The sequence below is a fragment of the Vibrio sp. 03_296 genome, assembly GCF_002265885.1.
In genome coordinates this window covers 39,328-53,262 of the sequence record NZ_NPKW01000052.1, presented here as the reverse complement: position 1 = coordinate 53,262, position 13,935 = coordinate 39,328, and the positions used below count along the sequence as shown (strand labels likewise).

Here is a 13,935-nt window from a genome sequence, read left to right as displayed (position 1 = left end):
TCTCAACGCTTCTTGCTAAGGTTTCACCATGGTCGTCGAGACCTCACCTTGCGTTTTTTCTTGCTCTTCACGAACCATCGCCAGAGCACGCTCTAAGTTTTCATTCGCCAACTTGTAATAGGACGGTTTTTTATCAATCGCTTGTTGCAAGTAGGGAATCGCTTTGTCCGGCTTGCCTTGCAGAATCAAAAAATAACCAACATTATTCAGCGCTTCTGGAGCCCCCATGCTGCGCATGAAAATGTTGATCGCTTTCTTCACTTCGTTCTTGCCAAGATAGATCAGAGCTAAGTTGTTTTGCCCTTTTTGGTTATTGGGATCTTTTTCCAGCGCCGCTAAGGTGTAGCGCTCTGCTTTGCCATACTCGCCACTCATGTAATAGGAATAACCGAGATTCATCATCCCTTTCATCGAGTTGGGTTTGATCTCTAGCGCTTTGAGATAATAGGCTTCTGCGAGCTTGTGTTGTGAATCAACGTCGGAGAGCACGCCAAGCCCCATGTAAGCCATGGCGGGCGAGGCTTTGTCCACCTTCAATTGATTGATGTCTTGCACCATGATCAAACCACCCGCCAAAGTCTTGCTGTTTTTCAAGCGTACTTGGTCAGCATTCAAGGCTCGTAAGAAATAGCTTTTTCCTTCATCCACTCGCCCCTGTTTGCTGTAAATTGCCCCCAATTGCTCCAGCGCTTTCACATTGTCTGGGTTGTATTCCACCGCCATGGTGTAGGCTTTTTCCGCCAAGGCGATATTGCCGCGCGATTCATGAATACGGCCGATGTTGTACAAGGTTTTGTCTTGATATTGTGCATCGGGAAACGACAGCGCTCGAATGTATTCATACAGCGCTAAGTCGTTATTATTGTTGCGCAGAGCCACATCACCTCGTGTGATCGCCTCTTTTTCAGACACTGGCATCACGTCAGAGCTCAACGTATCAATCGGTCGGCCATCGTACAAACTGAGATCATACTGTGGGCCTTGCGGCTCCTGGCTCGCACAACCATAAAGTGTTATGGCCACCAGCAAACCCAATAGCGTTTTTGTCATTTTCATTCCTTCCCCCTTACCCCAGCGCATCCGATAGCGATAGCAACGCAGGCCCAACGGCGACAATAAAGAAACAAGGCCATATAAATAACAGTAGTGGAAAAATCATTTTTGTCGGGATTTTTGCTGCAATTTCTTCCACTTCCTGATTGCGTTTATCGCGAAAATCTTCTGTGTAATCACGCAATGTTTGCGACAAACTGCCACCAATTTTGGAGGCATGAGAGAGCATATTAACCAAGCCGTTGATCTCCGACAGACCCGTTCGCGTTACCAACTCTTCAAACGCCGTCGACATCTCAACCCCGGCTTTGATTTTGGCGCAAACCGTATCTAACTCATCGGCAAACTCCGGATGAGAAATGGCCAGCTCATCGGCCACCTTTCTCAGCGCAGCGTTAAAACCCAAACCAGATTCTGTACACACCACCAATAAATCCAGCGCATCTGGCACACCAGCCCGGATCATGCGTTGACGCTTTTTCACAAAATGATTCAAACCGATGTTGGGGATGTATAAGCCCCCCGCAACGGCAACCACCATCACCAACGTACTGTTATCCATATCTGGCAATAAAAAGAACACCGCCGCTGCACCGCCAAAACCCAGCACCGCAAAAAAGGTTTTGATTGCATAGAACACCGTCAACGCGTCACGGTTGTGAAAACCCGCATGCATTAACTGACTACGAATGCTCTCCCTCTCTTTCGAATCCTTGCCGACCACGATCGGCGCTAACGACTCCAACGTGTTTTCCACTTTGCGGCTTTTTTTCTTCAGCGCCTTACCCGACACTTCTTTGTGGATCTGTTCTAGTTTTTTCTTCACTGGCGCTCGGTTGCCAGAAAAGACCACAGCAACCGTGACCACCAACAAGCTGGTGGAGATCAGAATCAGTGCCAACAACACCCACTGTTCGTTCAACTGGATATCCCCAAAAGAAGCCAATAACTCGTCCATATCACACCTCGAAGTTGATGATATTGCGAATCCAAATAGCGCCAAAGAACAGGCTCACGATCCCCATGGTGACCAGCTCCATTCCCCGTTCATCTTGGTACAAAGGCTTCACGTATTCGGGGTTAATGAACATCAACCCCACAAACAGTACGAAGGGAGAGAGCACCAAAATCCATGCGGAAAGGCGACTTTCCGCGGAGATGGTTTTAATTTTTCGCGTCAATTTGAAGCGTTGACGCAGCACTTTCCCCACTTTTTCTAGGTTTTCAGAGAGATTACCACCCGTCTCTTTTTGCAATAACACCGCACTGGAAAACGCCAGCATCGATACGGTCGGCGTGCGTTCTGCCATCTGCATAATGGCCAAACGCATGTCGTAGCCGTAATTAAGCAGGTTGAAGGTGTTTTTGAACTCAATGCCGATCGGCGGGGCCATCTCGTTGCCCACTTCATTGAACGCTTGAGTCACAGGCTGACCGGCTTGCAACATACGGCGAATAATATCGAGCGCATCAGGCAATTGTTCTTCAAAACGATTGAGGCGATCGGTAATGCGTTTTTGCAGGAAGAATTGCAAGGCAAACCAAATTGCAGAGCCGCCCGCAACGGCGATATACCAAGGTTGAGCCAGAATCACCATAGTGACAATGGTGGTCAAACTGATGATTAAACAGACCATTAATGTATGCGCCAAAGACCAGTCGAGCCCTGAGAGTTCGATCGATTTTTTCAGCGAAGCAAAGGCCGCCACTTTGACCAAACTGCGATCTAACGGAGATAAGCTTTTTAAGTAATGCTCTTGGAGTAAAGAACGCGCCTCTTCATCCAAGTTCATCTGCGTCTCTTTCAAACGCTGAGAGAGCTCTTTATGTTTTGCCTTGCTGCCTGCCGCTGGCAGGATCAGGGCTTGCGAAATAAAGACAACAGCAAAAAAGAGCAGGACGAAGAAATAGGTAATGTCATCCATGCTTGCCTCCCGCTATGAAAAGCTTTCGTTAAACAGTTCGAAGGGCAAATCTAATCCACGCTTCGTTAATTGATCATGACACGCGGGCACCACTCCCGTTGCGGTGTAAAAACCAAGGATATTGCCATCGGCATCGAGCCCTTGACGTTTAAAGTGGAAAATCTCTGACATGGTGATGATTTCCCCCTCCATGCCGTTGATCTCTTGAATACTCACCATGCGGCGCTTACCGTCTTCTTGGCGCTCCATTTGCACCACTAAGTGAATCGCAGAGGCGATCTGCGCACGCAAGTTTTTGGTCGAGATATTCCAGCCTGCCATGGCAAACATGTTTTCCACCCGGCTCAACGCATCGCGCGGGGTATTGGCGTGGATGGTCGCCAGAGAGCCATCGTGACCGGTGTTCATCGCCGCTAACATATCCACCGCTTCGGCGCCACGCACCTCCCCCAGCACAATGCGATCGGGGCGCATCCGCAGCGCATTTTTCACCAAATCGCGCTGAGTAATTTCGCCTTTGCCTTCCAAGTTGGGCGGGCGCGTTTCCAATCTCACCACGTGCGGTTGTTGCAGTTGCAGCTCTGCCGAGTCTTCAATGGTGATAATGCGATCATCAGAAGGGATAAAACCGGAGAAGATATTGAGGGTGGTGGTTTTCCCAGAGCCCGTACCACCCGCAATCAGAATGTTCAGCTCCCCTGTTACCGCCGCTTCGACAAACTTAGCCATTTGTGGCGATAACGAGTTGTAGCCGAGCATGTTGTCCATGGTGAGCTTGTCAACCGCAAAACGACGAATCGACACCGAGGCTCCGTCGAGGGCCAAGGGTGGGATGATGGCATTGACTCGCGAACCATCCAGCAAACGCGCATCCACCATTGGCGAGGCTTCATCAATACGACGTCCTACCTGGCTAACAATGCGGTCGATGATGTTGCGTAAGTGGCGGTCATCCAAAAAGGTATAAGGGGTCTTTTCCAACTTACCGCGACGTTCCACAAAGATGTTTTTCGGACCATTGACCAAGATATCCGACACGGTTTTGTCATGCAGTAATGGCTCTAGTGGCCCCAGACCAAACACTTCATCTTCAATCTGCTTGATCACCCGCTTACGCCCTTCTGAGCTCATTGGGTGAGTTTGGTCTTCCGCCATGAGCTGGACGATGGCATCGTGCAAATCTTTCTTCGCGCGCTCTTTTTCCAAACTCGACAGCAAACCCAAATCCAATGTTTCCAACAAGCGTTGATGATAGTAGTGCTTAATCGCCAACTCTTGTTCGAGTTGTTTACGTGCCTCTTCAACCGCTTTGTCTTTCGCCTGACGCTCCAGCAGTTTTTTATCTTGTTGCATCGGCTCGATTCTGTTTGAGTCTATTGGCTGCACATTGGACTCAATGTCAGAAATAACCTCATCACTGATCGTTGAACTGGGTTGCGCTTCTAATGCCGCTGCTTTTTCCTGAAACTCTGGGTTGATATTTTTTCTTTTAAAAAACATAACCTTGTCCTTTCGTTTCTAAATTTTCGCACTCTCTAAGAAAATATTTTCTTGAGCCAACTTTTTTTCTCTTCCTCAGGTTTCGCGATGTGATGAGAAAACTCGACAATGGAACGGGTAATCGCACTGTTTTTTTTGTTCTCAACAAAAGGTCGCCCTAAATTGGCACTTTCAATCGCAACACGGTAATCATTCGGGATCATGAAAACCGGAATGCCTGTGATGGTGTGCTCAATGTCTTTTAATTTGATTGATGCTCGTTTCTCGTATCGATTAACAATCAACTCAATCTGCTCTCGGGTAACGCCATACTCAAAGGTCAACATGCGCAGAATGCGCGAGGTGTTCTTAATCGCGGCAAGGTTTTGCTGCGTAATCAAGAAAACCTTAGTCGCGGGCGCGACCACGGCCGAGAAAATACGATCCACCCCGCGGGACAGATCGATAATGACGTAAGGATAAATTTCGCGAAGAACAGGCAGTAAACGGCCAATTTCCTTCGCTTTATCAAAATCTTCTGCGGTGTTTTCGTGAAAAAAGCCCAACACATGCAAACCACTCTCCATCTTGGTCACCATGGCGGTGAGCGAATCGTGGTCAAGATCCTTAGAGTGCTCGATGACGTCCGTTAAGCTGTACTGCGGTGAAATGTTGAGGTATTCAGAGATGACGCCAAACGGAATGTCCACATCCAGCAGAAGTACTTTCCCCGGATGAGAACCGGCTATTTCTAAGGCGGTATTCAAGGCCAGTGTCGAGGCACCACAACCGCCTTTGGTGTTAATAAATAAGTGCAGTTCTCCAAGCTCTCGGCTGGAAAACTTCTCATCGGAAACATTTTTGAGTAAGTGGAAAAAGTCCCCCACTAAGGCTTTATCAGAAACAAAGTCTGCCGCCCCCAGACGCAAAGCAATTTTCAATGCGCCGTTGTCACTTTCGTCACCAAACACAATCAACGAGGCTTCGAAATCATCGCTGGGTGCTTCATATTCTTGCAACGACAGTACTTTTTGTGCCCAATTTGGCCCAGTTTCAACAAAAATAAGATCGGGTGGCGTCACGTGCGTCAGCCCAGAGACATTGAAGTTGTGCATTGAAATCAGATCAAAACTGAGGTTTTTGCACAACTTGAGTTGTGCCCCCATATGAAGCTGAAATCGGTCGCTACTGTACAACACCCAGATATGTAAACTGGTCTTTAAGCGAGCAAAACTTTCATCATTGTTCCTATTTAGCTTCACAGCTTCTCCCATATACCGTCCCCTAGCAGTCAGTTGTGGAACCATCCGAATCGTTTTTAGTTGGTCTCACCACCCCTAAACTCTCGACAGGTAGCGTGGTTTCAAATTGCGGAATGGTCACTAAGCCGTTGTTTCCTAAAAAATTAAGAACTGAAACAAATTGAAATTGATAGTTACTCACTCTAGCTCTAACGTATTTTATGGTTATAAAAACATCATTGTCGGTTACGTCCCCGCTGACCACATCGCCATTGGCATCGAGATACTCGATCACCAAATGCTGATCGCTGAAATTACCGGGCAAACTGCTATCAATGACGGCGTCTTTGATGTTTTGGTGCGCGCTCGAGGTGACATAGCAAACTGTCGCTAAGCGCGCCGCTTTACGTGTCGCCTCATTAATCATCTGCATCGAAAACATGTAGTAACCAACAGAGAAGATTGACAGCAGTATCAACATCAACACGGTTGAGACAATGGTCAGTTCAATCACGGCCAGCCCTTGGCTATTTCTTCTCTTCCCTTCCTTAACTCGCATCACAAGCCGCTCCTCATCACAGAAGACGCTGTGAAAGTGATGCCTAATTCCGTATTGGTGTACGGAATTTTGCTAAACGATGGGACGTAAGTGTAAGACGCCGTCACCGTGACATAACCGCTATTGTGGGTAACGGTAATATCGTCTGCGGTTAAGTTGTCTAAAATGGTGTAGCTGCCGCCCGAGACTTGGCCGTGTAACACCATGTTTTTAATGTCTGCTTCGTTGGCAATTTGGTCATAGCTAATGGTTCCATAGACATCATTGACGGCAAAACGAGCACCATTTTGTACTCCTTTGGCGAGGGTGTTGTACTGGGTAAACATATGCCCGACTTCCACCACGCCCACTAGAATCAACAAAATCACTGGCAGAGTGGCGACCATTTCGACCGCGGCAAACCCACGCACTTTTTGGCTGTTCATCTCTCTTTTCATCTCACGAATCTCCATTGTTTGGATCTTCATAAATGACGATCTTATAAGCGCCTTGGTTTCCCGGTGTGTTACCAATTGAACCGTTTTCCACCACACAAGAATCAACAAACTCACCAAACACGACTTGTCCGATACCTGAGTTGTTCGTTGGGACACGTTGTAAGAGGAAGAAGCAGCCAACTTCCACCACGGTATAGGTCGTGGTCCCACCACTCGAACCTGAGCAATCCACCATAGGAATCGGTAACACACGTCGCCAAGGCTGCCCCCCAGACTCGCAATCACCAGAGCTACTATCGGCAATACAAGCTTCGGTCTTTGCTTTGTATTCCGCATACGTGAGATCACCGGCGTAGTCGTAAACGACATTGCCATCGCTATCGAGCGTCGCTGGTGTGTCTGGGAGGTCAGTGATGTAATCTGGCGGGTAGTCACTACTGGATACACCGCCTTGATAGATGCCAAGGCGAGTATTCGCACCCTGCCCTACAGGACCTGCTGCGACCCCTGTCTGGGTATTTATGCTGCCACCAATTTGCACAGTACCATCGTAACCACCTCCTAACGCTTCGCGCACCGTGTCGGCACCCGAGCCAAAATCAAGTAGATGGTAGTTCCCCGCCCCCATGCTGGATAAGCTGGAATCGCCTACTTTCAGGACATACACCTCACCGGCGTTGTAACCGTAGATACCACCAGTTTCATCACCTTTGCACACTCCTATTGGCACGACATTGCTGATGGTATTGATGTCGGAGCTTGGGCCAGCCACTGCTGAGGCCGATACTTCTTTACTCATGCCCAACGCTTGCATAAAAAATTCGCTCAAACTGAGGTCATCAACCGACACGCGCACATAAATATCGCCCGTATCGTCAAAGCTGCTGTCAGGAAAAGTAAGAGGATCGTTGGAATAATCAATACTGAAGGTAGCCGAATCGATATCCAGCTCACTGTTGCCAGAGGCGCTATGCATGGAGGTAAGTGTTGTTTTGGCAGCAGACGTTGCCGTTGTGGTGTTATGGGTAGCATCGGCAACCATGGCGGCTGCTAAGGCCGCCGCATCGACGGCATTTTGCAACTTGGTGCGATTCACCACTTGATGAGTAACATCAATGGCCAAGGCCGCCATGATGACAAAACTCAACATGGCCACCGTCACCAAGACCAGCACTAAGCCTTGTTGCTTATGTTTTCCCTTGCAGTGTCTGGTCATGTCCATAATGCATCCTTAACGGCCGTTATTTAAAACCGTTGATAACTTGGCTACTACTGCTCGACATGCTTTCAGTTTTCTTACCGAGGTAAAGCTGATAAGCGCTGTCCATTTTATCGCCACTGCCGTAAGGAATAAGGTCCAGGTTTTCCTGGGTTGCGTCTGGATTATAGGTTTGCTCTGCTTTAAGTTTAGCCACATGTTGGCCCAAAGGCGCATCATTTGCGCAGCCACTTAAAAAAGAGATAGCCATAAAAAGTAGTGCAAAATAGGTTTTCATCTCTCTCTCCTTACAGGCTGTGGCCAAATTCGCCTTCAGTGCCACCCTGCCCATTTTGTAGAAACTCGGGCTCAGGTTGCGCAGCCGCATTCGCGTTAGTTGGCGATTCTGCGATATAAGCGCCGACACCAAGTAAGTAATATTTCAGGTCGCTCGGCTCGACAAAGGCATCGGTCGGCAGAGTAATTTTGCTACGGTCGATTGGCTTCGCGAGCCTTGGCGTCACCAAAATCACCAGCTCGGTTTCACCGGAAATATAATCTTGGCTACTAAAGAGTTGCCCCAACACTGGAATATCTCCAAAGCCGGGCATTTTGCTACTGACATCGCGTACATTTTCACTCAAGAGACCAGCAATACCGATGGTTTGGCCATCCGCAAGCTCTAAGGTTGAAGACGCTGAGCGACGTGTGATGGGGGGAATAAAATAGCTGGCATTGGTGCCACCTGGGCTCAAGGTCAGCGTATTGGAAGCCGCGATTTCACTCACGTCCACCGCCAAGTTCAGATTGATACGTTTGTCACTCAAGATGGTCGGAACAAACTTCAATCCCACCCCATACTCTTTGTATTCAATGGTGACGCCATCGCTGTCAGGTACAGGGATCGGGAACTCACCACCAGCAAGAAACTCCGCTTTTGCGCCACTTAACGCCGTCAAATTTGGTTCTGCCAATACTTTGGCCACGCCATTTTCTTTGGCAATGTCTAATGCAAAAGTAAACAGGGTGTCGCCATCTATGAAGGTGCTCAGTAGTCCGGTGCTGTCGATCCCTGGCACGTTAAAGATAGGACCAACACCACCACCAATGTCATCAATGATGCCGCCAGCGGAAGTTGCACCCCATGAGAAGCTGCCGTTGTTTTCGAAAAAATGGAAGTTAGAGTCAAAACGTCTGACCAAGCTGCGCTGCACTTCTGCAACAGTCACTTCTAGCATTACCTGCTGGGCACCGCCGATCGTCATTAAGTTGATCACACCACTTTTTTCCACCTGACTGTTTAACGAGGCAGTGGCTTCATCCGCTTGTTGCCCCGCCGCGTAGGTTTCTGCCACGCGCAGAGCGATGTTCATTTTTTCTTGAGTGCTGACCATGCCACTCAAAATTAAGCGATTTTGCGCACTGTGGACTTGAATCGGCTCCTCTGGCAAAAACTCATAAAGCTTTTGCTTGAGGCTATTGAGATCGTGTGTGACTTCAATATTGATCGATTCAATTAAGTTCCCGCGGCTGTCCCATGCCATTAGGTTCGTTGAGCCTAACTTACGGCCAATCAAGAACAGTTCATCGGATTTCAACATCACAATGTCTAACACTTCAGGATCGCCAAGCGAGACGCGTTTTGCTTTACCTGACAACGCAACAAACGTCGATTTGTGATGCGGTACCGTGACCACTTTCCCCGTTTGTGTCGCTCCGTAAGCGGTAAAGACACTCAGCACGCCTAACGTAAAGACTAAAATCAAAATTTTCATGCGTCACACCTTATTCTTTTACCTGAATCTTCGATGACTCCGTCCCTTTGATTATGGTGACACTAGGGGCGACATAACGACGAACCACTTTTTCCTCAGGCTCGTGTGGATTACGCAAGGTAAGTTGGATCTCACCTTTGCTCTTGGCACTCAACAGTTTTTCCGCCTGATCCGGTGTGACTTCCAACGTCACCGCTCGAACGATAATAGGCTTGTTCTCTTTGGTTCTGGCCGTTTGGTCCACTGCTAATACCTTGATGTCTTTCAGCACGGTTTTAGTGCTCGCCGAGCCTTTGCTATAAGAAACCGTATTGAGTACATCAACACGGTTTCCCGGCAGCAAGAAACCCGCCACGCCAATCACATCATTCACGCGAATGGTAATGGCTCGTTTGTTCTCTGGAATTAACGCAGCAAGCGTCGAGCCCTCACCAGGCACGGTTAAACGTTGCTCTATGATGATTTCACCAGGGTAAATCGCTCCTGCAACGATTTGCCCCACCAGCTCTTTAGGGTCGGTATATTGCGAGAGCTCACGCCACGACTTTTCCAACAGTTTCGTCGTGAGATGTTGTGGCTCAATCACACTACCAGCCGGAATTTCTATGGCCGCAATCACCACAGGTTCTCGCTCAACCACTTCGACATCTTGTTGAGGCGTCAGCTGCTTATCCATCCACTGCTTGGCAAAAAATACGGCCGCCAAACCAAATAAAATTGAGAGTAAAAACAGTAAAATAATTTGGCTACGACTCATCGTGCACCTCCGCCTTTACCATCCGCGGTAAAGTAAACTTCCCAAGCCCTTTCTAGTACTTGCCGAGTGATGACGGGCTCTGACTCTTCAAAAGCAACAATATCGCGGCTGATACCTGCAATGTCTTTTGGCAAACAAGGATAATAGCCAACACTATGTTGCTCATGCAGTTCGGTTAATCGGTCAAACAACCCCGGCTCAAGTGATAGCGATTTTCCGCGCGCCATGATTTGCCATAGCTCTTGGTACTCATCTTTCATAAGCGGCTGGAACTGGATCTTGTAACCTAAACGGCGCAAGAACGCGGGGTCACTGATTTTTTCTGGATCTAAGTTGGTTGAAAACGCCAACGTGAGAATAAAAGGAATGGTGATTTGTTGGCCATTCGGCAAAGAGAGGTAATCATAGAAATACTCCATCGGCACAATCCAGCGGTTGAGCAGTGTCGCCACCGGCATGGGTTGACGGCCCAAGTCATCGATAATGAAGATGCCATTATTGGCCATCATTTGCAGTGGTGCCATCCAGACTCGATTGTGTTGAGAGTGGTTCACTTCCAGCATTTCCATGGTGAGCTCCCCGCCCACCTGAATACTGGGTCGCTCACACAGCGCCCAGCGCTTATCAAATTGGTCTTTGAAAACAATGGATTGCTGCGCGTCTTCTTCTTCCACCTTTTTGTGATGCTGCGGGGTAAACACCTTGATAATGTTACCTGCGGCATAGACGGAGTAAGGAATAAACACGGATGTATTCAAAGAGTTAAGCAACCGAGTGGCCACAAAAGTTTTTCCTGTACCAGCATCACCATAGAGGAGCAATGCTCGACCTGAATTAATGGCAGGGCCTAATACCGCGACCATACGATGCGCACCAAGCACATCTTTAAACGCGTATTCCACATCGGCTCGATTGACGATTTTTGCCCGGACATCTTGCGCTTTAACCATCTCAGAGTATTCCACCACCGAAACAGGACACGGGCCTAAGTACGCATCTTTAATAAACGCATCGTCCGCTTCTTCCATACCCGATTCCGATAGAGCATAAAGAATTCTCGTGCCTTGGTTAGCCTCTCCAAATGCTGCGGGATCCGATTGAAACACTTCAACAAGGGATTTTTTTCGTAAAACAGCCAGCACTTCATCGACAATGTGACTGTTGAGCCCCATCAAACGCGTCAACGTCAGTAGGTCCGATTTGGGGTATGCCGCCAACTGCTTGATCAGCAAATTCTCAACCACGACAGGTGGAATTTTCAATTGATTTAATGAGGTCGGCACCTTCGGTGGAGCGGCTTGAGGCGTCAGTTTATCTCTGTGTTTCGCTGTGGGTTCTGCCATGAAAGCCCCCTACTTATTATGTTCATACTAAAAGTAATGAAACAGCGCTAACCCAATTACAACGGCGGGTGCAAACGGCATGGTGAGTTTTCCTTGGATAGCAACTTCTGATGGATAAACAGAAAGTAAAGGAACCTTACCTGACATTGCTTGAAACGAATATCGACCAACCAATTTCTGCAAAGAATCAGGATATCGGGCGTAGTGAAGCATCATGAAAAACAGCGCAACGAGCCCGGCTGAAAGTGTAATCCAGTAGGCAACTTCGCCCATGGCATCCCAGCCGATCACCATACCCACTACGCCAAGAAGCTTTACATCACCCGGCGACATCGCCTTAAGAAAAAAAAGGACCAAGCCACTGCCAAAATAGATTGCACCTGCACCTATCGCTAAAAACAGCTGACTGGAATCCCCCTTGAGCCCCCAATGTAAGCAAGCAAGAAGAGTCAGGGGCAAAAGCCATGCATTTGGTATTCGGTTATCTCTGGCATCGTAAACGGCAACCACCAGCAAACAAAACCATATCAAACTGTTTATAACCACCTGCCTCTCCTTCCATAGAGTGGAACGTCAGCGACTAGCTAAGAGCACCATCGATCTTGTTATTTAGCTTAGTGTCGTATCCGGAAAAGAGAGTCCCTATGGCTAACACCAATAGCGCCGCTCCGACGACGTATTCCACAACACTTAATCCTTCTTCATCGAGAAGAAAATCGACGCTAGCTTTCATATGTCTAAGCAACATCTTAAGCCTCTCTATGAACCGCTACCTACAGCTCCATCCAGTTTGCTCTGAAGGTTATCACCTAAATTGTTAAACACTAGCCCGAGTGCAACAACCAGTAGCGCGGCACCCACAACGTATTCAACAACCGACAAACCTTCTTCATCTTGCATAAACGCTTTCGCTTTGTGTAATAGATTGCTCATTGTGTCTCTCCTTCCATAAGCAACGAACTTGCCCTTTAAAGTTAGAGGTCGCTAAATAAAGACGTTAGGACTTTTTTGTCTTTTACTAGTACTTTTTTACGACTTTCATCAAGAAACTCATTGTTTATTGATTCGCAAAAAGAAATACCTGAGTTGCCACTACTTAGAAAAAGTTAATAAAAGCGCATGAAAACAATTGTAATTACCTGGCATTTCTATCCAGCTATCTTTCTCAATTAAAAAAAATAAAATCGATCACTTTTTTTATTGGCACTTTTTTGTGGCAGCACTAACCTTTTTGTATGAGAGCAGAATATGCAGAAGCACCACCAAGGTGACCACACTGAGGCACAAAGAGATGATTTGAGACAACACACTCTTCGCCCTTTGAAAGGCAAACAATAGCTGCTTGATATTCATATTTCAGTTTGAGGGGGAATCAGCATGGAAGTGAGACGTACCGCTCATTGGCTGGGAAGCTCAGTCCGCCTGCTTGAGAAAACCGAAAAAGATCTTATTCTCAATACGTTTACTCTGATTGAACATGACACCGACGTCTCTATTCTCAGTGAACCGAGTACCCAGTTTGCCTTTTTTTTCATCCATTCAGAAGAGCAGTACCCGCTACTTCTGACGGCGCTAAAACTCAGTATCAATCTGAATAAGAAGTTAATTTTAATCCACTCTCGGCCTATTGAGTTGGGCTCTTACTATCACTCTGCCGTTTTCGACCATCTCAATCTTTCTTTACAAAACACCCAAGAATGGTTGAAACAGCTTATCTCAAGAATGAATCTACGATGGTATGTTGAGCTCGGTGGCAACACTTCTACACAAGCAGCCGCTCCTATGATTAGCCAAGCGTTACAATCTCTGCTAAATCATATCGACAACAACATCAGCAATGTCATTCGTGAAGAAGATGCCGCCTCGTTTTGCCACTACTCTGTTACCTATTTTTCTAAAGTGTTTCACAAAGAGATTGGACTCAGCTTCCGAGATTACTTGTCCAACAAACGCATCAATCTTGCCAAACAACTGTTGCTCGAAGATCGCCATGCGAAAATCGCCTTTATCGCGTATCAATGTGGTTATCGAGACGTGTCGTATTTTTCGCGCATATTCAAAAAGAAAACCGGGGTAAGTCCAGGGAAATATCGACTTTCTAACTAGCTCAAATTCTTGTCTCACATCCGTTTTTTTTTATTTCTGATGAGCATAAAGCATGCTATGGT

At 47.4% G+C, this 13,935-nt stretch carries 16 protein-coding genes; 1 reads left to right on the top strand and 15 read right to left on the bottom strand.

Annotated elements, in window-relative coordinates:
• Positions 1–15: 15 nt before the first annotated feature.
• From CIK04_RS05185 to CIK04_RS05115, 15 genes are read right to left on the bottom strand one after another with little or no spacing between them, the layout of a single operon-like run.
• Positions 16–1,056 carry a lipopolysaccharide assembly protein LapB gene (locus CIK04_RS05185; protein WP_038964315.1) on the bottom strand — a complete coding sequence of 347 codons (1,041 nt, stop codon included), beginning with the start codon at positions 1,054–1,056 and terminating at the stop codon, positions 16–18.
• Between the two features lie 10 nt (positions 1,057–1,066).
• Positions 1,067–2,011: a type II secretion system F family protein gene (locus CIK04_RS05180; RefSeq protein ID WP_026050222.1), complete on the bottom strand. Its 945-nt coding sequence runs from the start codon at positions 2,009–2,011 to the stop codon at positions 1,067–1,069.
• Position 2,012: 1 nt separating this feature from the next.
• Entirely contained in the window at positions 2,013–2,978 is a 966-nt protein-coding gene (locus tag CIK04_RS05175; protein WP_017789957.1) for a type II secretion system F family protein, read from the bottom strand.
• A 12-nt stretch (positions 2,979–2,990) separates the two neighbouring features.
• Positions 2,991–4,478 (bottom strand): CpaF family protein, encoded by a 1,488-nt coding sequence (locus tag CIK04_RS05170; RefSeq protein WP_039536234.1) that lies wholly within the window; start codon positions 4,476–4,478, stop codon positions 2,991–2,993.
• A gap of 35 nt (positions 4,479–4,513) precedes the next feature.
• Positions 4,514–5,764: a Flp pilus assembly protein, ATPase CpaE gene (locus CIK04_RS05165; protein WP_011151040.1), complete on the bottom strand. Its 1,251-nt coding sequence runs from the start codon at positions 5,762–5,764 to the stop codon at positions 4,514–4,516.
• Positions 5,742–6,257 (bottom strand): TadE family protein, encoded by a 516-nt coding sequence (locus CIK04_RS05160; RefSeq protein WP_045627760.1) that lies wholly within the window; start codon positions 6,255–6,257, stop codon positions 5,742–5,744. Before CIK04_RS05160 ends, CIK04_RS05165 begins: the two co-directional genes overlap by 23 nt.
• A complete protein-coding gene (locus tag CIK04_RS05155) occupies positions 6,257–6,709 on the bottom strand; it encodes a TadE/TadG family type IV pilus assembly protein (RefSeq protein WP_017789954.1) in 453 nt (150 codons plus the stop codon). The genes CIK04_RS05160 and CIK04_RS05155 overlap by 1 nt, the downstream gene beginning before the upstream one ends.
• Entirely contained in the window at positions 6,696–7,916 is a 1,221-nt protein-coding gene (locus tag CIK04_RS05150; protein ID WP_097352114.1) for a pilus assembly protein TadG-related protein, read from the bottom strand. Before CIK04_RS05150 ends, CIK04_RS05155 begins: the two co-directional genes overlap by 14 nt.
• Positions 7,917–7,935: 19 nt before the next feature.
• Entirely contained in the window at positions 7,936–8,190 is a 255-nt protein-coding gene (locus CIK04_RS05145; protein ID WP_039536222.1) for a hypothetical protein, read from the bottom strand.
• Positions 8,191–8,200: 10 nt separating this feature from the next.
• The gene (locus CIK04_RS05140) at positions 8,201–9,667 is read right to left on the bottom strand and encodes a type II and III secretion system protein family protein (RefSeq protein ID WP_011079661.1); all 1,467 of its coding nucleotides are present in this window, start codon (positions 9,665–9,667) and stop codon (positions 8,201–8,203) included.
• A gap of 10 nt (positions 9,668–9,677) precedes the next feature.
• On the bottom strand, positions 9,678–10,424 hold the full coding sequence (gene cpaB / locus CIK04_RS05135) for a Flp pilus assembly protein CpaB (RefSeq protein ID WP_011151046.1): 747 nt from the start codon (positions 10,422–10,424) through the stop codon (positions 9,678–9,680).
• Complete coding sequence (locus CIK04_RS05130) at positions 10,421–11,767, bottom strand: ATPase AAA (protein WP_039545663.1); 1,347 nt, start codon at positions 11,765–11,767, stop codon at positions 10,421–10,423. The genes cpaB and CIK04_RS05130 overlap by 4 nt, the downstream gene beginning before the upstream one ends.
• A 27-nt stretch (positions 11,768–11,794) precedes the next feature.
• A complete protein-coding gene (locus CIK04_RS05125; RefSeq protein ID WP_097352113.1) occupies positions 11,795–12,313 on the bottom strand; it encodes a prepilin peptidase in 519 nt (172 codons plus the stop codon).
• 34 nt (positions 12,314–12,347) lie between these two features.
• Positions 12,348–12,515 carry a Flp family type IVb pilin gene (locus CIK04_RS05120; protein ID WP_011151049.1) on the bottom strand — a complete coding sequence of 56 codons (168 nt, stop codon included), beginning with the start codon at positions 12,513–12,515 and terminating at the stop codon, positions 12,348–12,350.
• An 11-nt stretch (positions 12,516–12,526) separates the two neighbouring features.
• Positions 12,527–12,700 carry a Flp family type IVb pilin gene (locus CIK04_RS05115; protein ID WP_011151050.1) on the bottom strand — a complete coding sequence of 58 codons (174 nt, stop codon included), beginning with the start codon at positions 12,698–12,700 and terminating at the stop codon, positions 12,527–12,529.
• Between the two features lie 444 nt (positions 12,701–13,144).
• Between CIK04_RS05115 and CIK04_RS05110 the strand changes: the two genes are divergently transcribed.
• Complete coding sequence (locus CIK04_RS05110) at positions 13,145–13,873, top strand: helix-turn-helix transcriptional regulator (RefSeq protein ID WP_038969688.1); 729 nt, start codon at positions 13,145–13,147, stop codon at positions 13,871–13,873.
• The last annotated feature ends 62 nt before the right edge of the window (positions 13,874–13,935 follow it).